Origin of the sequence: Paenibacillus sp. FSL L8-0663, from assembly GCF_038008125.1 — a bacterium.
GTDB lineage: Bacteria > Bacillota > Bacilli > Paenibacillales > Paenibacillaceae > Paenibacillus > Paenibacillus polymyxa_D.
In genome coordinates this window covers 2219978-2244229 of sequence record NZ_JBBOYM010000001.1, presented here as the reverse complement: position 1 = coordinate 2244229, position 24252 = coordinate 2219978, and the positions used below count along the sequence as shown (strand labels likewise).

Below are 24252 nucleotides of genomic sequence, written 5' to 3'. Positions count from 1 at the left end.
TCCCTTCTATAATCGTGTTTCTCAACAAATTGTTAACGTTAACAAAAATGCTTGTACTGTACTCGTTTTCAATAATAGCATTCTCCACCACATAGCAGATCTCGTGATTAGGCAAGATGATATAGCTGTAATACGATACCTGCACATCATTTCAAGCCGGATTACTTCACTTTAAATTTAATGTTTACGTTAACAACAATTACATTGTAACCGCTATCCTTTGTAGACGAAAGTGATTTTTATCATGTGAGCGAATAAAAAAAATGGCCTACTGCCATTTGGAGCAGATCTGTTCTATATTTTCCCGATAGCTGATACCAAAAGAAAATTCTACAATTTTTAATTTTCCCCGATAAATCAAACTTTGAAAACGTTTTATGTGTTTTTCTCTTTTTTTCAGAAAATTTCTTTCTTGAAAATACCAGTTATTGCATTATAATTGTAATATACATCCATTGTTTTACATTGAAAGTATTTCATTGGTTTATTTCAAAGATGAAAAGAAGAGGTGGTAGCATTGAGTACTAAAGTTCAAGCTGTTCAAACTAAAACTAAAACCAAATCCGATACAAAAGGAGCCGACCTTGTTGTCGATTGTTTGATCAAGCAAGGGGTTACGCATATTTTTGGCATTCCAGGTGCCAAGATCGATTCTGTTTTTGATGTTCTTCAAGATCGGGGTCCAGAATTGATCATATGCCGTCATGAACAAAATGCCGCCTTTATGGCAGCAGCGGTCGGTCGTTTAACAGGTAAACCGGGCGTATGCATTGTTACTTCCGGTCCAGGCGCGTCTAACTTGGCGACAGGACTTGTCACCGCTAACGCAGAGAGTGATCCTGTCGTCGCCATTGCTGGTGCAGTCCCAAGATCAGAACGCCTGAAACGCACGCATCAATCTATGGATAACGCCGGACTTTTCGAACCCATCACCAAGTACAGTGTAGAAGTAGAACATCCTGATAGTGTACCGGAAGCAATTACTAATGCATTTCGGATTGCGACCTCAGCCCAGCCTGGAGCCACATTTGTCAGTCTGCCGCAGGACGTGTTGACTTCGTCATCCGAAGTAACCGCCATTGAGAAGGTTTCCCTTCCCCAGCTTGGAACCGCACCCGCCGAGCTCATCAAACAAGTTGCAGGCCAAATCAAAAAAGCCAAGCTGCCCGTACTCCTTCTCGGTATGAAAGCCAGCACACCCGAAGCTACAGCAGCCATCCGTGCACTGATTCGAAACACGGATTTGCCTGTGGTTGAAACCTTTCAGGCCGCTGGAGCCATTTCCCGGGAGCTGGAAAGCCACTATTTTGGGAGAGTCGGTCTGTTCCATAATCAGCCGGGTGACATGCTTCTTGGAGCGGCAGATCTGGTACTGACGATTGGCTATGATCCTATTGAATATGATCCAAAAAACTGGAATATTCCTGCGAACCGAACCCTTATTCATCTGGATGATCATCAAGCAGATATTGATCATGATTATCAACCTGATCACGAGCTTATCGGGAATATAGCCCTGATTGTGAGTGGCCTTGCAGAAGAATTGCCTACCTTAAAGCTACCTAAAGCCTCCTGCGACCAATTAAATCGTCTTCGTCATGATCTAAACGAGCAAGAAGCTGTTCCTGTACACAGTCACGATTATCTGATTCATCCATTACAATTTATTCGTACACTGCGCAGCCTGATCGACGATAATGTCACTGTCACCTGTGATGTTGGTTCACACTACATTTGGATGGCACGATATTTCCGTTCGTATGAACCGCGGCGCCTTCTATTCAGCAACGGAATGCAGACGTTGGGCGTAGCACTGCCTTGGGGGATTGCTGCCACACTCGTCAACCCCGGTCAAAAAGTCGTTTCTATTTCTGGAGACGGAGGATTTCTGTTTTCATCCATGGAGCTCGAAACCGCTGTACGTCTTAACTCTCCGCTAGTGCATATCGTATGGAGAGATGGTACCTATGACATGGTCGCATTTCAACAACAGATTAAATATGGCAGAACTTCCGGTGTAAAATTTGGAGATGTTGATGTAGTGAAATATGCTGAAAGCTTCGGGGCCACCGGATTACGCGTGCACTCTCCTGAAGAACTGGAAAGTGTATTGCAGCAGGCACTTCATACGGATGGTCCTGTGGTTGTTGATATCCCGATTAATTATCAAGATAATATCCAGTTGGGACGTAAACTGCTGCCAAATCAATTAAACTAACCTTTACCAAGACTTACTCGTGACGTTTTCGTGACAATTATGGAGCAAAACGTTATTTTTTATGATTTTTTTGAGTTATTCTCGTTATTTACTGAAAATTTACGTTTATTATTGAAAAAGAAAGAAAATAAATGCATACAATTACAAAAGGAAGTGTATTACCATGACCGTTGCAGGACTGGAAACCAAGCAAGAAACTGACCATGATATTTACCAAACGTCCACTATGCTCGCTCTATTAGATGGTCTTTATGACGGAGTTGTTGCCTTTGAGGAGTTGCAAAAGCACGGGGATTTTGGGATTGGTACCTTTGATCAACTGAATGGCGAGATGATCGCGTTCGATGGTGAATTCTATCACTTGCTTCCAGACGGTACGGCCCATCGCGTAAAACCGGAAGAAACCACACCTTTTTCCACCGTCACCTTTTTCCATGAAGATTTCACATATACTATTGACCGCCCCATGCATCGTGAAGAGCTGGAAGCTCTGCTGTTAAAGTTGTTTCCAAGCCGTAATCTGTTCTATGCCTTCCGTATGGATGGCACTTTTCGTGAAGTAAAGACACGTACCGTCCCTCACCAGGTGAAGCCTTACAAACCTTTTATCGAAGCGACCAAATCTCAGCCTACGTTCTCTTTTAACGACGCTTCTGGGGTGATTACAGGTTTTTGGACACCTGCCTATGCTCAAGGTATTGGGGTAGCCGGATTTCATCTGCATTTTATTAACGATGAACGCACTGGGGGTGGGCATGTCTTTGATTTTATCGTCGAAAAGTGCACCATCCGCATTTGTCAAAAATCCAATCTGCACCTGGTCCTGCCCGATACCCCGGATTACTTGAAGGCCAACCTGTCCAGAGAAAACCTGGAGAAGGAAATCGCCGTTACTGAAGGTGCGCAGTAATCGCAGCTATTTAACTCATCAATTTACAGACCCTATAGCCAAACAATAAACAGCAAAAGATCACAGTCAGGAAAGAGAATTACTGCTCTCTGACTGTGATCTTTTTATGTACGAGCGTATATATACGTTACTGCTTATGCTCTCACTCCGGTCCACCTATGTCTCGATCTGATCCAGTTTATCTGCATAATATTGAATGGCACGTGAGTACTCCTGTGTAGATAAATCCGAGGTCGTCTCAGCCACCTCCATTAGCAGCTCCTGCATGGCTTTCCCGAATTCCCCCAGATTATATAATACCATCGCGTAAAATACCCGAAACGGTCTGTAATCCGGAAATTCGTCCATTCCTGTGTCCAACCATGCTTTCGCCTTGGCATAATCCCCCAATACACGATATGTACTGCTTAATCCCAGGATGGCTCCTTTCCTTGATTCTGCGGATAATGCCATACCCAGGCTTTTTTCATAATAGGGTACTGCTTCCCTCTCTAAGCCCAATGAATCATGTGTCCAAGCGGTCTGATACCACAATTCTGCATCATTTTGCTGCTGTTCTAATGCCTTCAAAAGAAGCTTTCGTGCTTCCTCTGCTTGCCCTGTTCGTCTAAGCTCGCCAGCTTGCGCCATGATATCGTTCATATTAATCCTCCACTTCTGACTCATGCCTATCTTTGAGATATATGTTACCCGACATTTGAATGCAATGTAAATGGAGTTTTTCCTAAGATTTAAAATCCAAAAAAACGACTCTCCTTACAGGAGAGCCGCTATATATCCGAAGTTACGGTTTATTTAACCTTCAATGATCCTGCAGTTAGTATTCCTGCTACACGCTGTGCGTCGAAAATACGCGAGAGCTCCTCTACTGCCGTCAAGTACAATAGACCGTTGCCTTCCAGCTTAGGAGAATTGCCAAGTGGAATCGTGCGTTTGATGAGTTGTGCATATAATTCCGGTTCGGTGAGATCACGCTCAAAGCTCGCACTTACCAGCTGCTTAATCAACGCCAATGCACCTGCTACGTGCGGAGTAGCCATCGAAGTTCCGCTAAAAGTCGCATATTTGCCGCCCGGAACGGTGGACAAAATATCTTCTCCGGGTGCAACCAAATCCACCTCATTATTAGAATTACTGAATTCTGAGGCGTGCCTGTCAAAATTGATAGCGCCTACGCTAATCACTTCATTATAGCAGCCGGGGTAGCCGAGCTCGTCCGTTCTGTCGTCACCGTCTCCCTCATTTCCAGCTGCACAGATGACCAAGATTTGGCTAGCTACAGCCTTTTTTACTGCTTCATGCAGCTCTGGCACATCTTCAGGACCGCCAAGTGACATCGATATGATATCTGCCTTTTGCTCAATCGCATAATAGATGCCTTGAATAATCCAGTCATATTGACCGGAGCCCTGCTTGTTTAGCACTTTGATGATGAGCAGGTCTGCCTCTGGAGCAACACCCACGACACCATCCGCATTTTCTGCTGCCGCAATGGTTCCTGCCACATGCGTGCCATGACCGTTATAATCCTTGAAAATTTCCGGATCACCTTGATCATCATCCGTGAAATTCCGTCCGCCAATAATGCGCGCCTTCAAATCAGGATGGTCCGAATCACAGCCCGTGTCCAGCACCGCCACCTTCACGCCTTGGCCTCGAGTCTGGTTCCATACCGCAGGAGCCTGAATCAGCTCTACACCTCGCGGTATTTCATTCACTTGTTGCTCCTGCTTGATCACTTGGTAAGGAATGATATGCACTTTACGTTCCATCCTATTCCCTCCTTCATGGATTCAATCGGAAACCACCCGTCTTTGAAACTATGAAACTTTGAAAACCTCTACTACATTCGAGGTTACTATATTCTAGCAATTTTTGAAAACTTTGAACATCCCCATTTTGCTTATTTTTGTAAAAAAACAGACATCCCCCAATTCGCTTGGAGAATGTCTGTTGTAGGTTCTCTATCAGCCTTAGACGGATTCCGCCTGAAGTTCAGCCTTGGATAACAGCGATTTGTGCTGCCATTTCCGGCCCTTCCAGCGTAAATAGTGGAAAATGCCTCGTACCCACTCATCGCAGGCATGTGCAATCCACACACCCAGCACTCCATATCCCATATGAATGCCCAGCACATATGCTAACGGGATTTTAATCCCCCACATTGAAATTATGGCCATCATTAACGGGAACTGAACATCTCCCGCTGCTCGCAAGGAGTTAATGACAACATGATTAAACACTCGGCCCGGCTCCAGCAATATACAGAAAAGCAAAATCGCTGCCCCTAATTGAATGATCGCCGGCTCATCTGTAAAGATCGCCATCACTTCATATCGGAAAAAGGATACTACCACGATTACAGCAATCGTAATGATCAAAGACCATTTCAGGCTCCGTAAAAGTTGATGATAGGCCTTTTCCTTGTCTCCTGCTCCAATCAGGCGGGCAACAATAATTTCCGTCCCCTCCCCTACAGCCATTCCGAATACCATAAAAAAGTACACAATTGTATTCGAATAAAAATGGGTTGCGATTGCCGTTGTACCCATAAAGCTGACAAACCGGGTCACCATCATTTGGCTAAGCTGATAAGACAACCATTCCAGCCCGGCAGGAATACCAATCTTCAGAATGGCTACCAGCTTACTCCATTGTAGCTGTACATAATACCGGATGCGAATCGGCGCACTTACACGCTTGTACAGCAGTAGAAAAATCCAGACACATGCTACAACACGGCTAATAACCGTTGAAATCGCTGCTCCCGCCACTCCCATCTGCGGCAGACCAAACCAGCCATAAATGAGCAATGCATTTCCTGCAATATGTAAAATATTCATACCAATGCCCACGATCATCGTATCTTTAGTAAAACCATGCGATCGAATAACCGGACCTGCGGTTAGCATGAGCGCTTCCAGAAACAGCGAACCCCCTGCCAGCATCATATAAATCTCTGCATTTTCCTTAATCGTCGGAGTAATATGGTAAAAGGATAGCAAAAAATCCCGACTGACAATAAACATCAAGCTCAATGCCAGACCAAACACCAGATTAAAGGTTAGTGCCGAAGCCGTAACACGGCTTGCATCCACATGCTTTTGCGCCCCCAATAGCTGAGCAATGATCACACCTACACCAAGACCAAGCAGATTGAAAAGTATAATCGTAAATTCAATCAACTGTCTGGACACACCCACAGCCGATACAACCTCATCAGAAACATGGCTTAGCATGAACGTATCCACGCTACCCATCAAAATGTGAAACAACATCTCTATAAAGATCGGCCAAGTGATTGCAAAAACCGTCATCGTTTTAACGACTTGCGCTTGCTTGGAAGCGTTTTCCTGAGACAGTGACATCCTTTCGTATTCCTCCTAAATGCGAACCCAATCATTACTTACTTATTACTTATATCATTTATATCGATAACAATTACTCATTCAAAAAAAGTCATATGCTTTTTCATTTTATAATATTCCAGGCGGTCCCGCAATTGTCCTGTGTGGACTTCATACTTATGTCCGTCTGGATCTGTAAAATAGACTGGCCTTTTGTCCTGTTCATTCCGTTCTCGTCCGGACAAAATGATGACATTAAAAGTTCTCAGCTTGATAAGCGTGGTATTCAACATGATTCGATTGTCCATTGCAGAACGTCCTTCTTGTGGTTTTCGTTCAGGTAGACCTCGTTAAAATAATAATTTCTTATCAAAAAAAGACTATAACATCATCAAGATTGATGTTATAGTCCTTTTTTTAAAACTGGTCAAGAAAAAAACATCTTGGTTTTCATAGTTAAATTCTAGACTACCGCTCTTTAATTCAGCTAACGTTTCCTAAGCCTAAAGTATGGGCTTCTCAGACAATGAGCTTCATAAACTTAGTTGACCTACCTTGTAGTTCTGATAAATATGAGATTTAAAGAATAGAAACTGAAAAGGAAGCAAAGAATTCAGGAAAAATTTTAGTGGATAATGGTTTGAATACGGCTTCTTTCCACCATTTCTTCTCCATTTGCTTTCCTCTCCTTATTTAGCGTTTTTTAAGAATTCAAGCTCTTTGACAATACCGGGAAATAATTTATCTAGGTTGTAAAATGCCAGCAATACAATTTGCAGGGCAGCCAAGATAATTGGAACGTAGATAAACATGAAATGAATAGACGCTAGCGCTGTGGCACTGATTGTAGCTTGTCCACCAGCATATCCTCCCAATGCCAGTCCCCAACCGATGAGTGCCGCTCCGAAACCGCCTCCCGCTTTTGTGCCGAAACTACCCGCACTGTACACCAGTCCTTCGGTGCGCATCCCTGTCTTCCATTCGCCATACTCAATGGTATCTGACAACATGGCAAAGAAGGTTCCGAGAATAGCGGCATGTCCAAGCGCTTTAATAACGAGTCCCAGGCAGACCGCCATAAGACTTGCGGGACTGACGGCAATAACAAGCGATCCCACAATCAGGAGGATACTTCCGATAATGGATGAATTTCGTTTCCCGATCCGCTTGACGACGGGTGGCAATAACAGATAACCAAGCAGGGAAGGAAGGAGTAAGGATATGCCGAGCACCCCAATCAGATTGGCGTCTTTTAACACATAACGTGCGTAGTAAATATTCATACCTGTGCCCAGTGAGTTATTTATGAAATAGACCACAGCAAACCCAAGAATCAATTTCCAATACTTATTACGCATCAGCGCTCCAAAAGCACGTCCAAACGGAATTGGCTTCTGTACAACAGATGGAGTAACCCTTTCCTTGGTACTGAAGAAGGTAACGAGAAATAAGAAGGTTCCGAGCAAACCAAACAGAATAAAGGTGAAAATCCACCCCTTTTGACCGCCGCCGAACGACTTCACTAACGGGAGGGTGAAATAATTAATTAGCAAGGCACCAATATTCGCTAGAGACATACGAAAAATATTAAGCAGAGAACGCTGGTAAGAATCCTGCGTTATCATGGAATTAAGCACACCATAAGGGACATTAATGCTGGAATAGATAATGTTCATCAACAGATAGGTAACGTAAATGTATAGAATAGTGATCGTCATATTTCCACTTGGAACCGTGAACAAGAGAACTCCAGACAACGCAAATGGCCCGGACATCCACAGTAACCAAGGACGGGCCTTCCCGTGTCTGCTCTTCGTTTTATCGATCAAAGCCCCAATCGCGACATCAATAAACGCATCCAGTACACGCGCAACTAGCATTAAAGTACCAATGACCCCGGCGCTGATCCCGATTACATCTGTGTAAAAGTAGGACAGAAAAGTCATTGCGGCGGCAAACAGCAACTGGCTGGCAAAATCACCGAATCCATAACCCATCTTTTCTTTTAGCGAAATATTTGAACCGGTTTGCTTTGAAGCCTCATTTCCCATTACAACAATATCGCTCGAACTTCTCATGCTCATGCTCCTTTTCCCTTGTTATTCTCTACAATTCCAAGCCATAAGGAAAACGTTTTCTTGATAATCAAAAAAACAAGCCGAAATACCTTGAATTCAGCTAGTTATTTGGTAAAAACAATCATTTATCTCCAGAAAATACTAGAAAACGTTTTCCGGAGTTGATTATACTCCCCCTATAAACCAAGGTCAAGCGCTTTCTTTGCTCTGGAATCTTTGTTAAACTCAATAAACTGATATAATAAATTCAATTGACTTTGAGAACCTTTTTCTAAATAAATACTTGCTTGAAAGTCGGTGTGTACAATGAAAATGACTATAAAAGATGTGGCTCGAATGGCCAACGTCTCCATTTCAACGGTTTCCAGAGTGATCAATAACAGCCAGACGGTGAACAGTGAAATACGCAAACGAGTTCTAGAGGTCCTTGAAGCCACTCAATTCCGTCCAAATGCCATAGCGCGGACACTGGTAAAGAATAATACATCTCTGATTGGAGTACTTCTGCCCGAGATTAAAAACAATGTCTTTGATAACATGGTTGAAGGCATCAATCAAGTAGCGCATCTATACGGCTTCGATGTCATAATCGCCTTGTCAGGGGGGGACGCGGACTCTGAAATACACTATTACAATATGTTCCGTGAAATGCAGGCGAGCGGAATTATCATATCGGTAGACGGAATCCGGGATGCGCTATACGCGCTCATTGAAGCGGCGGGAATTCCCTGCATCCTTGTCGGACGGGATTTTCGAGACAAATCCATTCCTTCCGTACATGTTGACAACATAACGGCTGCTTTTGAAGCGGTAACTTATCTAATTCAGCAGGGACATCAGGATATCGCGATGCTGCGGGGAGCTGCGGGAGATATTTCAGTGGGCAGTCAGCGTTTTTTGGGCTATGAACAGGCATTGAAGGCCGCTCACCTGCCAGTACGTCCTGAACGTGTGTTGGAAAGCGGCTTTTCAGTTGAAGACGGCGTAACCTCTATGAGAAAACTTTATCATTCAGGCCCATTGCCCAGTGCGGTGTTCTGCGCGACGGACCGAATTGCCATAGGCGCTATGAACTTTCTGACCGAGAATGGGGTGAAAATACCTGAACAGGTCTCTTTCTTGGGATTTGACGACATTGATATGGCTACAATAATCCGGCCTAAATTGTCAACTGTCCGATATTCAGCATCCGAACTGGGCATGGTCGCCGCCCGCAATCTCATTAAGCTTATTAAAGGAGAGGAATTGGCGGCTGTCCACTGGTCCATATCGCATCAGTTAGAAATTCGGGACAGCAGTGTAAAACATGGGGTATCCTAATCTTTGCATGTTCCTACGCGGTTGCTGGAAGTGCTTCACCGGCTAGGATGGATTTTGTCAGCTCCGACGCTGAATAATGGAAACGTTCTCTTGCAAAGTTTTTCCCAAAAGAGCTTACTACATTCCCATGATTATAATAATAATTATATGGGGGGCTTTTTTTACCGGCGGCCTGATTGTAAGTCAAACTTGGTTAACTTCGGAGGCCTCAGAAGCACCTGAATTTGCTAATAGCTTGTTTGTCTCCTTTGCAAATTTAGGTGTCACGATTGGCACCACCTTAGGCGGATGGTTTCTATCACAGATGGGAACACACCTGATTACCTGGAGTGGAGTATTATTTCTGTGCTTGCATCTATCTGCATTGGGTTAAAAATCAAGTTTTTTGATGTACCGAAAAGAAAATATGATCCTTCCTTGTATGCTTTTATCCCTCTTCCTTACAGCGAATCCTGTTCAGCCAATAGGCCCACGCTTCTGTATATTGATCGAGATCTTCCGGATGATGACGAATGCAGGTGGCTATACGAAAATATAGTCCCAGTAACACTTCCCTGTTTAGCTCGTATTCCCCTGTCATCTCCGGCTCAAGCTTCTCTAAGGAAGGCAAAATGGTATCGATGGTCAGCCTATCCGGTGAAGAACAAAAGGCGTATATCAGATCATATAGGGGTTCTCCCACCACGGGATCAGGATCAATAATACCCGTCAATGTGCCATTTTCGTTAAACACAAAATTATGTACTCCACAGTCGCCATGAAGCAAATATTTAATATTCCGTTGCGGCGATCCAGCCACAAGGGTATGAACGAAACGATGATCCTCACGGGGTAAAATGTCTTGTATGATCTTTCCAGATTCCTTCGTTCTGTGCAGCAGAAAATCTTTCCATTCCACAAACGGGTGGTCCGGATAACCATAATGACGTTCCTCACCAAAAGGCTTATAGTACGAGATCACCTCCGTCGCCAGATGAAGCAACAAATTGCTTTTGTTTCGTCCATGATACTGTGTGAGCCCTGACCTGAACGTGTATACCAAATAACGGTGCAACGGATCTACATAAACCAAACGCGATAGTTTCTCAATCTGTACATAGGTATGTAAAAACTCCGCCTCGGCTTTTACAATCGCATGATCATTTTGCTTAATCACATATCGAGGCCTGGTACCATCCATGACAACAACCACTTCGCTCGAAGTACCGCCGGTCAGCGGTTTGAGATTTTGCATATGGCCTTCAAGCACGCCTGCTGCATAAAGCTCATTCAGGATTAGTTGAACGTCCATTTCACGCCTCCCTCCGTGCGTCTGATCCACAATGCGGCTGGCGATTTTTTGGATAATTTCATTAAGATAATCCCATACGTTCGCCAGCCGCTCTTCTTTTAAAAATAAATCTTTTCATGCTCCGTATAGATTTCAAGCGCCCGCTCCATCTTACGCACATAGGCCTCATCCTGACTAGAACATAGAAATGTAATGTGTCCCGCCTGCGATGGACTGGATTTTGGCGAAGGTTCCAGCAAATTACGCTCAGACAACACCTGTTTCAACCGTCTAACTGTTCCCTGGCTCCCGTCAATTAACTGAATATGAGAAGGCAGTAGTTCCCTTAGAATTTCCTTATAAAAAGGATAATGAGTACATCCCAATACCACCGTACCATATATGTCGAGATTGAACGAAGACAACTCACGGTTAAAATATGCGGACATTTCTGCCCGGTCAAAATTCAACTGTTCGCAATAATGTACTAGCTCCGGCAGAGGTAGTGAGTCCACGCTCCCATGATCGTCAACTCTGGATACGAGTGCTGCATAACAAGATTGTTTCAACGTCAATGGTGTGGCTAACACCAGAACTCTTTTACCATTAGCCCGGTTCATCTCGACCGCTGGCTTCACAGCTGGCTCCATACCAATAATCGGAATAGGATATTCCTTCCTTAGCTCCGCAACCGCGATACTTGTAGCCGTATTGCAGGCAATCACCAGTGCCTTAACATCTTCTTTTAGAATCGTTTGCACTGAAGCCTTGACATAACCAAGCACCTCTTGGGGAGTTTTCGTCCCGTAAGGCACATGAAGGGTATCCGCCATGTATACAAAATTTTCGTTTGGCAAACGTCTTAGTGCCTCGGACAATACTGTAATTCCACCCAATCCTGAATCAAAAAAACCTATCTTCAAGCTACTCACCTTTTTTCATTCAACTATGGTGCCAAATCTTGCTGGCACCATGTTCATTTCCTTCTTCGCCTACATAAACTATTCTCTTCATTAGACTTTACATTTAAATTTTACCGCAAAACTGATATTTTGCAAAAGAAACACTTGAATTTTACAGTGTAAAAAATAAAGTAGCTTTTCAAAGTAAATTTAATATAAAAGCGTTGACAGATATTATCTTTATATTGTAATATTACATGGTAACTTACTAACTTAACTTACTTATTCAACTTACTTAGGGGGAAATAAATTATGTCTAAAGTATTATTTGTCAAAGCTAATGATCGTACAGCTGAAGAATCTGCAACAGTTAAATTGTATAACGCATTCGTGGAAAGCTACAAATCTTCCCACCCATCTGATGAAATCACTGAGCTGGACCTGTTCTCCGTCGAGCTTCCTTATTTGAACGCTAACATGATCAACGGCACGTTCAAATCCGCTAGAGGCATGGAGCTGAACGCAGAAGAAGCTCGCCTGGCAAACATCGCTAATGGCTACCTGGATCAATTCCTGGCAGCAGACAAAGTCGTATTTGCTTTCCCGCTCTGGAACATGACGATTCCAGCTGTAATGCATACGTACATTGACTACCTGAACCAAGCTGGTAAAACATTCAAATACACTGCTGAGGGTCCTGTGGGTCTTGTAACTGAAACTAAAGTAGCCCTGTTGAATGCAAGAGGCGGCGTTTATTCCGAAGGACCAGCTGCTGCAGCTGAAATGTCCTTGAACTTCATGAGTAACATTTTAACCTTCTTCGGCGTGAAAGACATCGTGAAGGTTGTACTGGAAGGACATAACCAAGCTCCAGATCAAGCACAAGAAATCGTTGCTTCTGCTGTACAACGTGCAGTAGACACAGCAAAATCGTTCTAATCATATATTATGAAGGGAAGAGGATATCCGCGCCCTATATGGGCTGGATATCCTCTTTTTTGTTATAAAATATAAAAACACGTGCTCCCCTGATCTGTAATCAAGTGAAGCACGTGTTTGTGATATGAGATTACGATTACTTCTATTTTAAGGAATGAATTGCTGCACGATTTTTACAACTTTACCGTCACGAAGCGTAACATGGTATGGAAATTGACTGAGGTCTAGAACGTCCTTTTTTGCAAAATCCTTCTCAAACTGTGTCAGCGGAATCGATTCGTTCCATTGTACGTCTGTATCTTCTATGTTACCCGTGTGATCATAAATCTGCACCTCTACCGAAGCATCTGGTGCAACCTGATACACGTCATTTTGCACGGAATTGTTTACGATGTAGTAGCCATCCGGCGCTCCATCCAATCCTGTATTTCCTTCATGCTCCACAAATGCTTTGTCTGCCGCCGCGCCTTCATACCATTCAATCGGGTCTGCCGACAAATAAATTTGTCCGTCACGAATCTCCATTTGGTTTATATATACGGTCTCCTGATTTTCAGCAGCTGCGACAGGCGTGTAGCCTTGCGCTGTTGCTCCTGCCGTCGTAATCAGCATCATCATTAAAGCCAATACGGTCCATTTCGAAGCTAGTTTCATCATGTCTGATCTCTCCTTGCCGTTTGGGTATGTACACGGTGTCTGTAAGCTTCATTACCCTTGTGTACTTATCATAAACGTTGCACGGTTAAAAAGTGTATCAGATACATAAAAAAGAAGTTACGATTTTTTAAGACTTGGTCTTAAAACTTGATAACATGTCCTATTTATCTTTGCTATCTTAATAACCCGACCTGACGTGCCTGTTCTTCGGTGAGAATAAACTCCTCATTTTGCCATACTTCGTCCTCTTTGGTTACAGCAAACATCCCCATGATCTCTGTCCATATTCCTTTGTCGACGGCTTCCTTTTGTGTAATGATAATTTTCATGAGAATTCCTCCTCCTGTAGAAATACATGCAATCCAACGCTGTCGATTTGTGTGGCCCACTACGCGAACAGATGGTAGGTCAAATATAATACTTTTATTTAAAGCCTCTACCTCTTATATGGAACTCGCAATGCTTGTCCTAGATTTACATTATCGGAGTGCTTGAGGGCTTCTTGTCCCGCTTATAACATATGTACCCTTTTCCTACCGATATTATTCGTATCTTATTTGTAACCTTAAAATTTTAGTTTATTTTCGTAGTTAGTGACTTCTTTAGAAATGACTAAGCCCTAAAATAAAAACGGCTGTAGGTTATCCTACGAGCCGTTTTCACTAACAATTTTTCTATGCTTGGTTAATCTATTAGTACCATCAACATATACATATTCAATGGCTGTCAAAGCATTAAAGCAGCGGAGCGTTCGCCTTTGCCCCTGGATTTCTACCCTTGAACATACAAACAAGAAATCTGGGGGCATTTCCTAATTTTTATACAGAAAAGTAAAAAGGCTGTACGCATACTGGCTTGGACACGGTTACTTGTTGCCCGGTGTAGGTCAAGCGTCCACTTGCCTTGTCCACTTTGAACGTAACGATGTTATTGGTGTCGCGGTTGGCCACGAGCATATGGTTACCATTTGGAGTCAATGCAAAATGGCGTGGATGCTCTCCTTCGGCAGATACATGCTCCACCAAGCTCAGCTTGCCAGTTGCTCCGTCTACAGCGTATACCACAATGCTGTCATGCCCACGGTTGGAACCGTACAGATAAGCTCCATCCTCCGAAATTGCAACTTCAGCAGTTGTGTTTTCACCTGTAAAGTCAGACGGCAATGTCGGTACGCTCTCAAGCTCAGTGAGCTTACCAGCCTCTGCATCATATGCAAAAGAAGTAATGGAAGAATCCACTTCGTTAATGACAAAAGCAAATTTACCATTTGGGTGGAACGTCAAATGACGTGGACCTGCACCTGCATGGGTTTTCGTTTCACCATGAGGCACCAGTTGTCCTTTGCTGTCATCAATGGTATAAACACGGATCAGATCCAGACCGAGATCTTGTACGAACAGGAAGCGACCATCTGGACTAAAGAAACTGGAATGTGGATGTGGACGATCCTGACGTTCAGGGTGCGCTCCTTTGCCCTCGTGCTGTTTAACATCCAGCAACTCACCAATACGTCCGTCCTCAGTCAGAGACACCAGTCCCACCATACCTCCGTGGTAGCTGACTACAATAAGGTAACGATCAGATGGATCACGCTGAATGTGGCAAGTTGTTGCACCCACGTTTTCCGCACGATTCAGCAATGTAAATGTTCCTTTAACTGGATCAATTTCGAAAGCAGAAGCTTCGCCTACTTTTGCTCCTGCAGCAGAAGTCGTCTCCCCAATGGAATACAGCTTCCGATTTTTGACGTCCACATTCAGGAATGTAGGATTTTTCAAGCCGGAGAACTCATCCTGTAGTGTAAGTGCTCCTGTCTGTTCATTAAAAGTATACGAATAAACTCCGTTACCTTCCAATTCGGCGTAAGAGCCTGCGAATACGAGCAATTTTTGTTGCGCTGTCATGGTTGTGTCCTCCTTGGATTAAAAAAATGATGGGCAATTAGAATGATTGCTCCTGTTACAGATATCGCTTTAAGAGGCGCGCTCCACCACGGGCTCTGTGGACAACGTCACATTTCCCGCTACAGCACGCGAGATCATGCATGAGGTTTCTGCCTGCTCTGCCAGTCGCAATGCTTGTTCGATCTGCGATTCTGTCGCATCGGCGGCCAATTGAACCTGCGGACGATGCACAATTCGGCGATATGTAAAAATATTGTTCGTTACATCGACAATCCCTTCGGATTCCAGCGCCAGTGACGCCACCGGGAGACTCGCGCGTTCCATCATCGCCGCCAAAGTAATCAAATAGCAGGTAGCGGCGGCACCGAGCAGCATTTCATCTGGATTGGTGCCCACACCAGGGCCTCCCATCTCGGCCGGGATCGAAATTGCAGTCCGCAACTGTCCAGCCTCAATACGACCGTCACTGTTGCGCCCCCCGTTCCAGTCTGCCTTGAGCAGAAAGGTATGCTCCATTTCAGGTCACTCCTCTCTCTTATATTATGAATCTTCACACAGGTGAATGTAAAGGTTAGTCAATCTCCTGATTTTTGGTTTCCGTACCCAGCAACCATACAGCCGCTGCTCCGATCAAGATAGCTACGAAGAAAATCACAAAGATAGATGGTAACGCTACGCCCTGTCCTACGAGTATACCGACTGCAAAAGGCCCGATAACGCCTCCAATACGACCAAACGCAGCCGCCATACCCACACCGGTTGAACGGACGGATGTCGGGTACAATTCTGGTGTATAGGCGTACATGGCTCCCCATGCACCGAGATTAAAAAAGGACAAGCAGATACCAGCAGCTAGCAGCATTCCCGCCGTTTCCGAGGTGCCAAACCAAATGGCAGACACGGCTGTGAGCAGCAAGTAGATGATCAGTACGAATTTGCGGCCCAGCTTTTCAATTAGATAGGCGGCGGTAAAGTAACCTGGGAGTTGGGCAAGCGTCATGATCAGCACATACTCAAAGCTTTTAACCAGTTCGAAACCTTTCATAAACATAATGCTCGGTAGCCACAGGAACATGCCGTAGTATGAAAATACAACTGTGAACCATAAAATCCACAGCATCAGCGTAGACTTGCGATTAGGTCCCGACCAAATCGAAGCCAATCGTGCACGCAGCGGAAGTTTAACGCTTTGCAGCTTGTAACGCGGTGAATCATCAATAGCTCTACGCAGATAAAGAGCGTACAGTGCAGGTACTGCGCCGAGAATAAATGCCATTTGCCAACCATACTTTGGAATAACAAAATAAGCAATAAGAGCCGAAAGGATCCAGCCTGCCGCCCAGAAGCTTTCCAGCAGCACAACCGCTCTCCCTCGTTCTTTCACAGGCACTGATTCTGACACCAGCGTCGAAGCAACCGGCAATTCCCCGCCCAAGCCTGCACCAGCAATAAAACGCAGCACCAGCAGCATTCCGAGGCCTGTCGCCAAAGCTGATAAGCCGCTGGCAATAGAAAAGATCAACAATGTCCACACTAATATGGCGCGTCTGCCGTAACGATCAGCCAAAATCCCCGCCAAAGCGGCTCCGAACACCATTCCTATCGAATTCATTGCAGTCAGCAGTCCAATTTGCTCAGATCCCAGATGCCACTCCTTTGCCAACGCTGCGACTATAAATGAAAGCAGCCCTACATCCATAGCATCAAACAGCCAGCTAAGCCCTGCACTGAACAGCAATTTTCTTTTTTTGGCTGGTGGTAATGAAGTTAAGTCACTCATGATTCGCTCTCCCTTAAAAATATATCGTATGTAGACGTATATTCAGGTGTCTTGTCACCTGTAGCCTAGCATCTATTGTACCGTAAGCTTCCTTAATCTGCGAGCTTTTTAACACAGAAAAAAACGGAAGATTGCCTACGGCAATTCTCCCGCCTTCTGGAACCTGCCACTTACCGGTTTTGGACCAGACCGATGATCGTCACCATGAGCACCAGCAGCTGGATGAGTGTATCGTTACTCATTCCAATCGCCTCCATCCCATATGAGATACTCCTTCGGCCGTTTCCCCTCTCCCCGGATCATGACGCTTGTTCCCCAATACATACCTATGCAGGTGGCGGAAAGCTTATGATCAATAATGGATGAAAATCTCCATACGTTTAAGGTTTAATCCAGGACCACTGCAAATCCATTTCCTGAATACATTCACGGTTATCATGTTCATCATTGGCCACCAGCGGGGTCACTGGATAGATGTTCATGTCGCCTTGCTCATACGTGCGCAATAGAGGCAGCAGCTCATCTATGTTCTGGACAGACGGATCCAGCCATGAATCTATATGATCAGCTTCCAAAATAGCTGGCATGCGGGTATCGAATTCACGTATATCCGTATTAGCATGAACTGTCATCATCGTACAGGTGCGTAAAGGCTCCTTACGACTATCATGCCATACTTCATATAGCCCCGCGATCGCAAACATCTTCTGTTCCGGCAGTACCACCCTTACAGCACACATGCGTTTGCCTACTTTTCGCCAATAATAAAATCCATTGCATGGAATGATACAGCGTCGGGTTTCCGCCATCTTGCGATAACTCGGATTTACCCGAACCGTATTTAAGTCTGCATTGACACAATCCTTGCCCCAGTAGGGAATAAATCCCCAACGAAATTCATCAAGTACCCGCTCTCCATCCTGATGCAACACAATTGGAACATGCTGAGTAGGACTCATGTTATAGCGTGTTTTGTAATAATACATCACCCGTTGTATACCAAAGTGATCCCTCACCTCATCTAAATCAGCCGATAACGAAAACCTTTTGCACATATGCTATTCACCCTTCCGCCTTTTTCACCTATTGTGCGGATATACAAGGAAAAATATGCATATGCAGGTTATGCAAAAATCCAATAAACGCCAAAACATATAGCAATATCCCCGCAGTTGTAAAGCTACGGGGATAGATACTAGCTTATATTGTTATTACTTCTTTTCTACCGCGTGACCGCCAAATTCATTGCGCAGTGCAGCAACCACTTTCCCGTTGAACGTGTCCGCATCAAGAGACCGGTAGCGCATCAGCAGGGACAAGGCAATAACTGGTGTAGCAGCCTGAATGTCCAACGCTTCTTCAACCGTCCATTTTCCTTCACCAGAAGAGTGCATAACCCCACGGATTTCGTCCAGGTTTGCATCTTTGGAGAATGCACGTTCAGTTAAGCCCATCAACCAAGAGCGGATAACAGAACCGTTGTTCCACACACGCGCTACTTGTTCATAATCAAAGTCAAAGTTGCTTTTTTCCAGCACTTCAAATCCTTCACCGATGGAAGCCATCATGCCGTATTCCACACCGTTATGAACCATTTTCAGAAAATGTCCGCTTCCGGATTTACCTGCGTACAAATATCCATTTTCCACTGCTGTGTCGCGGAAAACAGGCTCAACAACCGCCCAAGCTTCCGGATCGCCACCGATCATATAACAAGCGCCATTGCGTGCGCCTTCCATCCCGCCTGAAGTTCCAGCATCCATGAAGCTGATACCATGTTCTTTTAAGCGGGCATGACGAGCAATAGACTCTTTGTAATGAGAATTACCACCTTCAATAATGATGTCCCCTTTGGACAACATCGGTTGAAGCTGATCCAGCACAGAATCAACAATTTGGTGAGGAACCATAATCCATAATACTCTAGGGGATTGAGTTGCCTGTACAAGCTCTTCCAATGTAGAAGCACCTTTAGCTCCATAATCCTTCATTTCTTGGATTGCGGCTGCGTTGACGTCGTAAGCGACAAGTTCATGCTTATGATCGATCAAATTTTTTCCGAGATTCAAGCCCATTTTTCCCAAACCAATTAATCCTACTTGCATAGTAAAGGCCTCCTGCCATAGCAAACATATTTTGTATATACTTTCTTAAAGTGTTAAGAACGAACGACTGCTTTCTCAGAGCTTTCGGACTTTTCATCCAACCACCATGTAAAGCCTTGCTCCTCTAACAATTGATCTGAAGCTTCTGGACCGTAAGAGCCTGCTGCATACGTGTGAAGTGGAACCTCACCACGAGCAAAAGCTTCCAGTACAGGTTGAACCCACACCCACGAAAGCTCAACTTCGTTCCAATGAGCAAAAAAGGTGGAATCGCCGCGTAGCGCATCAAAGATGAGGCGCTCATAGGCTTCTGGTACATCCTTGGCCTCGGAATGATAATTCATCAGAACCGTCTCCAGTTGACCATTGTTCAGCGGGTCTCTACTGTTCAGACGCAGCGTTACCTTTTCATCCGGGTTAACATGGATGATCAGCAGGTTCGGGTCAGTCGGTTGCCCTTGAGCGGCATAAGGATCTGTGCTGTCCTTTTTGAATTCCACGACGATACGAGTAGATTTTTCTTTCATGCGTTTGCCGGTACGAATATAGAACGGCACACCCGACCATTGTTCGTTGTCAATCCATAGGCGAGCTGAAATGAAAGTATCATTTTGCGAATCAGGTCCGATATCCGGCTCTTCTTTATAGGAAGGAACTGCTTTTCCGTTGATCTCACCGTTGGTATATTGGCCTCTAACCACGCTGGAAGCAATATCAGAAGGATCAAGTGCACGAAGCGCGTCCATAACCTTGCTTTTTTCGTCACGCACCTGGTCAGCCGTGACATGTCCCGGCTTGTTCATAGCCGCCATCATCAATACCTGCAGCATGTGATTTTGTACCATATCACGAATAGCGCCGGAGTGATCATAGTATCCTGCTCGCTCCTCTACTCCTACAGTCTCAGAAGCGGTAATTTGCACATTGGCGATGTACTGATTGTTCCATATTCCTTGAAGCAACGGATTAGCGAATTTTAAGGCTTCAAGGTTTTGAACCATGGGCTTGCCTAAGTAATGGTCAATACGATAAATCTCATCCTCAGCAAAGGTTCTGCTCAGGCGATCATTCAACTCACGTGCGGATTCCAGATCGTGTCCAAATGGTTTTTCGATAATGAGCCGTTTCCAACCCTTTGTTTCAGCTAAACCACTCTCCCGAATATTGAGGGCAATCACATCAAAAAATTCCGGTGCCACCGATAAGTAAAACATGCGGTTCCCCGGAATTCCCAAGTCATTTTCACGTTGCTCAGCAAGCTGTAGCAGCTTTTTATAATCTTCCGGGTGGTTGACGTTCAATGCGCTGTAACGGAAAGCACTTAAGAACTGATCCATCTGTGCACGGTCTTCATTCACGTGTCTGGAAAAATCCTTAATGGATTGCTCTACATTACTTTGAAATTGCTCGTCTGCCACTTCACGACGCCCCATCCCAATTACAGAAAAGGAAGCCGGAATTTTACCTTCTACAAACAAATTATACAAGGCAGGGTAAATTTTACGTTTAGCCAAATCCCCTGTCGCTCCAAATAAGACAAATGTCATTGAATCCATGAATTATTCCTTCTTCCCATTATAAAGATGAGGTTATTAAAAGTTACCTGAGGAATTAACGTAACCCATAATACACCCAAAATAAGGGGCAAGTCAATCAAATTTTAGCGAAATCGTGAACATTCGATATATCCTGTAATGATAACGTTTTCTGTGGTATGATTGACGAAAGGAAAGAGAAAAAAATGTTAAATATGTCACAGTTGACACAAAGCGTTATAGTTACTATTGGTATACAGAGTTACTTTTAGTATACTGTTTAAAACAACAATGAAATTGAGGGGATTCAGATGAGCGACGACAGGCAGCCTAAGCTTTTGTGCGGTAAGGTGGAACAGTCCTTTCAGATCATCAGCAAAAAATGGACCGCTCTCATCATTCATACTTTGATGGAACATCCCAAACGATTTAGTGAAATTCACGTCTCCATACCCGATCTTAGCAAACGCATGCTGAACGAACGCATCAAGGAACTAGAGCTTTCCGGCCTGATCCTTCGCAATGTCATCACAGAGCGGCCTGTGCGTACCGAGTATTCGCTGACACGCAAGGGTAAAGAGCTAGGTGATGCATTGAATGGTGTGGAGAGCTGGGCCGAGAGATGGCTTTAACTTCTAACAGGAGATCGTCACACATGGTCTCCTGTTATTGTGTTACCCCATGTGGATCATAATACAGACTACAGTACGAAAATAATGGAACAACCACGCAGCAGCTCATGATTTCAGTCTGAGCCAAGGAAGGAAGAGAACGATGGCATTTGGCATTACCCGGCAGGAGCTTATGGCCTGGAAAAGAGAGGTCAGTCGTGGTGAAATTGCTTTTCTGACACATTACTGGCTGGATGATCGCTTTCCAGGCATTACAACCGTCACCAAGGTGGGATGTTCTGATTTGGACAAGCTGCGCTTATGGTGCAACCATAACGGATTGGACCCCCAATATATTCATCAACGTCAGGCCTATCCGCATTTTGATCTTATCGGCAACAAACAGACAGAAATTTTACGTAAGTACGGCATGAGCGATCAATTAAAACGCTTTGAACTTCATCTCCCAACGAGTACACGCCCATCGTTCTAAACCGCAGCTCTCAGAGCTGCGGTACTTTTGTTTTCATACCCGTTAATACCTTGTGTATCCAAATCGCTGACATAGCTCCTTCTCCCATCGCCACAGTCGCTTGCTCGGCATGAACTCCTAAGTCCCCGGCTACCCACACATTTTCCACATTTGTCATTTTGCTGCGAGGATGAGTTTCAATGTGCTTATTATGCAGCAGATGTACACCCAGTTGCTCTGCCAGCTCTGAATGAACATGATTGCTGCCAAAAGCTAAAAAGCCCCGCTCTGCTCGAACTACTTGTCCATCGGCCAGCCGCACTCCTTCAAAACAGCCCGGTTCTCCGGTTATAATCTCAGAAATAGCGGCTTCCTTATAGCCAATCCCTTTTTCCCGCAGCTTTTCGCTCAGCTCGTCCGGCACCTCTGAACGCTCATGATTGACATATACAAGTTGATCGGTGCGCGCTGATAAAATCAGAGCCATGGAAGCTCCTGCTTTGCCTGCCCCCATGACGACCGTACTGCGATCCTGAACCTCATAACCGTCACAATCCGGGCACACATATACACCGTTGCCCAAGCAGGCTTGTAACCCATCCAGTTTTGGAAAACGGTCCGTTAGCCCTGTCGCCAACAGCAGCGTCTTTGACGAATACACGGAGCCTTCCTCCACTTGAATGTCAAAAAGCTCATCCCTTTTGGCGGCTTTTACCGCCTTCCCTACAATAAACTCAGTACCTAGTTTTGTGGCTTCATTACGTCCAAGCCGTCGCAGCTCTTCACCAGAAATTCCGTCAGGAAAGCCCAAAATATTATGATACTGGTGGCATAGCGTAGATCGACCATAGCCCGAATCTATCACTAGAACTCGATGACTGCTGTATCTCCCCAATTGAATCGCTGCTTGCAATCCGGCAATTCCCCCACCAACAATAATGCAATCATAGTTCATAACTTTTCCTCCTTTGAATGCGCGTTATCCTAGACATCTGCATAAAATCGCAATAACACCTATGTAAACTTCTCATCCAATTTTAAACATAATATCACCCACTAACGGATGAATTAACCGCTGTGTCTGTATATATCAAAGCTTACATATCTTAAAAATGGAATGGCAAAGAGCACTGTAGATACCCACAGTGCTCTAATCAGGCTGAACTTGAAACGTCATTTTATCGTGAAAATTATTTAAATGTTTTTACACGTTCTTCAATAGGCTGGAATTCTTTTTCACCTGGTTGGAATGTCGGTTTACCAAATGGCATTTCAGCAATCAGTTTCCAGTGCTCAGGAATGTTCCATTCGTTTTTCACTTTTTCATCAATCAAAGGGTTGTAATGCTGAAGGGATGCGCCCAATCCTTCTTGTTCCAGAGCTGTCCATACAACCAATTGCAACATACCATTAGATTGGTTAGCCCAGATTGGAAAATTGTCCGCATAGGCTTCGAATTGTTGTTGCAGACCAGCTATCACGTTATTGTCTTCAAAGAACAAGACCGTTCCGTAACCGCTGCGGAAACCGTTCATTTTCTCAGCAGTAGATTTGAATTGTTCTTCATTGCCTACCACTTCCCGCAAAATATCTTCTGTAATATTCCACAGTTTGTCATGATGTTCTCCAAGCAACACTACGGCGCGTGAAGTTTGGGAGTTGAACGAGGTAGGTGTGTACTTTACAGCTTCCTCTACAATCTCTTGAATTCGTTGGTCAGAAATGACCTGTTCTTTGCTAATACCATAATAGGAGCGTCTGTCTTTCAGAGCTGTGAAGAAATCTTTAGTCATTTTGTTACCTCCTGAGAAAAATCAATTACTTTTAGTAACTTAATATACATTGCATATATCTTAAAGTCAAGAGTTTTCTTTTTAAATATTACCAGTTAGTTGATAATTATACGCCACTATTATATTTTTTCTCACTGGAAGAGGTGTGCTTGGTTGCATCCTTGTCTCTCTCCTCCTGTCTTTCCATCTTCAAATCCTCTACAGGAATGGCGTCTACCGTCTGCTCGATCTCAAAACGGTCGAACAAGCTTTCCTGCTCTGTCGGATACTGCTCTGCATGATCTCGATTGATCGACTGTTTCTGATGTTTAGACTCCGTTGTTCCTTTCCCCGTCTGTCCTTTCTGCTGATTCTGATCGTACAGGTTATCTTCAAATGGGGCCATTTTACTTCCCTCCCTATCGGATTGGT

23 protein-coding genes and 2 pseudogenes are annotated in these 24252 nt (G+C 44.4%); 7 read left to right on the top strand and 18 right to left on the bottom strand.

Annotated elements, in window-relative coordinates; all coding sequences use genetic code 11:
* Positions 1 to 508 precede the first annotated feature (508 nt).
* On the top strand, positions 509 to 2218 hold the full coding sequence (gene alsS / locus MKY75_RS10350; protein ID WP_029519073.1) for an acetolactate synthase AlsS: 1710 nt from the start codon (positions 509 to 511) through the stop codon (positions 2216 to 2218).
* A 163-nt stretch (positions 2219 to 2381) separates the two neighbouring features.
* Complete coding sequence (gene budA, locus MKY75_RS10345) at positions 2382 to 3128, top strand: acetolactate decarboxylase (RefSeq protein WP_029519072.1); 747 nt, start codon at positions 2382 to 2384, stop codon at positions 3126 to 3128.
* A gap of 156 nt (positions 3129 to 3284) precedes the next feature.
* On the opposite strand, the gene MKY75_RS10340 is transcribed toward budA, so the two are convergent.
* The 5 genes and pseudogenes from MKY75_RS10340 to MKY75_RS10320 all read right to left on the bottom strand — a co-directional run bounded on the left by MKY75_RS10340 (position 3285) and on the right by MKY75_RS10320 (position 8553).
* Positions 3285 to 3770, bottom strand: a complete 486-nt coding sequence (locus tag MKY75_RS10340) for a tetratricopeptide repeat protein (protein WP_039273453.1) — start codon at positions 3768 to 3770, stop codon at positions 3285 to 3287.
* Between the two features lie 149 nt (positions 3771 to 3919).
* Positions 3920 to 4900, bottom strand: coding sequence for a S8 family peptidase (locus MKY75_RS10335; RefSeq protein WP_029519069.1), 981 nt, complete (start codon positions 4898 to 4900; stop codon positions 3920 to 3922).
* Between the two features lie 201 nt (positions 4901 to 5101).
* On the bottom strand, positions 5102 to 6496 hold the full coding sequence (locus tag MKY75_RS10330) for an MATE family efflux transporter (protein WP_340885154.1): 1395 nt from the start codon (positions 6494 to 6496) through the stop codon (positions 5102 to 5104).
* Between the two features lie 77 nt (positions 6497 to 6573).
* Positions 6574 to 6732 (bottom strand): annotated as a pseudogene (locus MKY75_RS10325) (metallothiol transferase FosB); the annotation flags it as partial.
* A 432-nt stretch (positions 6733 to 7164) separates the two neighbouring features.
* Entirely contained in the window at positions 7165 to 8553 is a 1389-nt protein-coding gene (locus MKY75_RS10320) for an MFS transporter (protein ID WP_029519065.1), read from the bottom strand.
* Between the two features lie 306 nt (positions 8554 to 8859).
* Here MKY75_RS10320 and MKY75_RS10315 point away from each other — a divergent pair, with 306 nt between their 5' ends.
* Positions 8860 to 9873: a LacI family DNA-binding transcriptional regulator gene (locus MKY75_RS10315; RefSeq protein ID WP_340885152.1), complete on the top strand. Its 1014-nt coding sequence runs from the start codon at positions 8860 to 8862 to the stop codon at positions 9871 to 9873.
* Positions 9874 to 9985: 112 nt separating this feature from the next.
* A pseudogene (locus MKY75_RS10310) lies at positions 9986 to 10263 on the top strand (MFS transporter); the annotation flags it as partial.
* Positions 10264 to 10300: 37 nt separating this feature from the next.
* Here MKY75_RS10310 and MKY75_RS10305 read toward each other — a convergent pair.
* Positions 10301 to 11164 carry an aminoglycoside phosphotransferase family protein gene (locus tag MKY75_RS10305; RefSeq protein WP_209948068.1) on the bottom strand — a complete coding sequence of 288 codons (864 nt, stop codon included), beginning with the start codon at positions 11162 to 11164 and terminating at the stop codon, positions 10301 to 10303.
* Between the two features lie 98 nt (positions 11165 to 11262).
* Entirely contained in the window at positions 11263 to 12066 is an 804-nt protein-coding gene (gene murI / locus MKY75_RS10300; RefSeq protein WP_029519057.1) for a glutamate racemase, read from the bottom strand.
* 291 nt (positions 12067 to 12357) lie between these two features.
* Between murI and MKY75_RS10295 the strand changes: the two genes are divergently transcribed.
* Positions 12358 to 12984 (top strand): FMN-dependent NADH-azoreductase, encoded by a 627-nt coding sequence (locus MKY75_RS10295; RefSeq protein ID WP_340885150.1) that lies wholly within the window; start codon positions 12358 to 12360, stop codon positions 12982 to 12984.
* Positions 12985 to 13131: 147 nt separating this feature from the next.
* Here the strand turns inward: MKY75_RS10295 and MKY75_RS10290 are convergent, their stop codons facing one another.
* The 8 genes from MKY75_RS10290 to zwf form a co-directional block, all read right to left on the bottom strand.
* Entirely contained in the window at positions 13132 to 13641 is a 510-nt protein-coding gene (locus MKY75_RS10290) for a hypothetical protein (protein ID WP_029519055.1), read from the bottom strand.
* A 173-nt stretch (positions 13642 to 13814) separates the two neighbouring features.
* Positions 13815 to 13970 carry a hypothetical protein gene (locus tag MKY75_RS10285; RefSeq protein WP_023988309.1) on the bottom strand — a complete coding sequence of 52 codons (156 nt, stop codon included), beginning with the start codon at positions 13968 to 13970 and terminating at the stop codon, positions 13815 to 13817.
* Positions 13971 to 14459: 489 nt separating this feature from the next.
* The gene (locus MKY75_RS10280; protein ID WP_340885148.1) at positions 14460 to 15545 is read right to left on the bottom strand and encodes a lactonase family protein; all 1086 of its coding nucleotides are present in this window, start codon (positions 15543 to 15545) and stop codon (positions 14460 to 14462) included.
* Positions 15546 to 15614: 69 nt separating this feature from the next.
* Positions 15615 to 16061, bottom strand: a complete 447-nt coding sequence (locus MKY75_RS10275) for an OsmC family protein (RefSeq protein ID WP_028542408.1) — start codon at positions 16059 to 16061, stop codon at positions 15615 to 15617.
* Between the two features lie 55 nt (positions 16062 to 16116).
* A complete protein-coding gene (locus tag MKY75_RS10270; RefSeq protein ID WP_165147410.1) occupies positions 16117 to 17325 on the bottom strand; it encodes an MFS transporter in 1209 nt (402 codons plus the stop codon).
* Positions 17326 to 17705: 380 nt separating this feature from the next.
* Entirely contained in the window at positions 17706 to 18380 is a 675-nt protein-coding gene (locus MKY75_RS10265; protein ID WP_165147413.1) for an SOS response-associated peptidase, read from the bottom strand.
* Positions 18381 to 18536: 156 nt separating this feature from the next.
* Positions 18537 to 19430 carry a phosphogluconate dehydrogenase (NAD(+)-dependent, decarboxylating) gene (gnd, locus tag MKY75_RS10260; protein ID WP_029519049.1) on the bottom strand — a complete coding sequence of 298 codons (894 nt, stop codon included), beginning with the start codon at positions 19428 to 19430 and terminating at the stop codon, positions 18537 to 18539.
* Between the two features lie 53 nt (positions 19431 to 19483).
* On the bottom strand, positions 19484 to 20986 hold the full coding sequence (zwf, locus tag MKY75_RS10255) for a glucose-6-phosphate dehydrogenase (RefSeq protein WP_069010238.1): 1503 nt from the start codon (positions 20984 to 20986) through the stop codon (positions 19484 to 19486).
* Positions 20987 to 21276: 290 nt separating this feature from the next.
* Here zwf and MKY75_RS10250 point away from each other — a divergent pair, with 290 nt between their 5' ends.
* Both MKY75_RS10250 and MKY75_RS10245 read left to right on the top strand, forming a co-directional pair.
* Positions 21277 to 21597, top strand: a complete 321-nt coding sequence (locus MKY75_RS10250; RefSeq protein WP_007430161.1) for a winged helix-turn-helix transcriptional regulator — start codon at positions 21277 to 21279, stop codon at positions 21595 to 21597.
* A gap of 142 nt (positions 21598 to 21739) precedes the next feature.
* The gene (locus tag MKY75_RS10245; protein ID WP_069010239.1) at positions 21740 to 22069 is read left to right on the top strand and encodes a hypothetical protein; all 330 of its coding nucleotides are present in this window, start codon (positions 21740 to 21742) and stop codon (positions 22067 to 22069) included.
* Positions 22070 to 22079: 10 nt separating this feature from the next.
* On the opposite strand, the gene MKY75_RS10240 is transcribed toward MKY75_RS10245, so the two are convergent.
* From MKY75_RS10240 to MKY75_RS10230, 3 genes are all read right to left on the bottom strand, one after another.
* Positions 22080 to 23003, bottom strand: a complete 924-nt coding sequence (locus MKY75_RS10240) for an NAD(P)/FAD-dependent oxidoreductase (RefSeq protein ID WP_165147417.1) — start codon at positions 23001 to 23003, stop codon at positions 22080 to 22082.
* 235 nt (positions 23004 to 23238) lie between these two features.
* The gene (locus tag MKY75_RS10235) at positions 23239 to 23841 is read right to left on the bottom strand and encodes a nitroreductase family protein (RefSeq protein WP_029519044.1); all 603 of its coding nucleotides are present in this window, start codon (positions 23839 to 23841) and stop codon (positions 23239 to 23241) included.
* A 106-nt stretch (positions 23842 to 23947) separates the two neighbouring features.
* The gene (locus MKY75_RS10230) at positions 23948 to 24226 is read right to left on the bottom strand and encodes a hypothetical protein (protein WP_165147420.1); all 279 of its coding nucleotides are present in this window, start codon (positions 24224 to 24226) and stop codon (positions 23948 to 23950) included.
* Between the last annotated feature and the right edge of the window lie 26 nt (positions 24227 to 24252).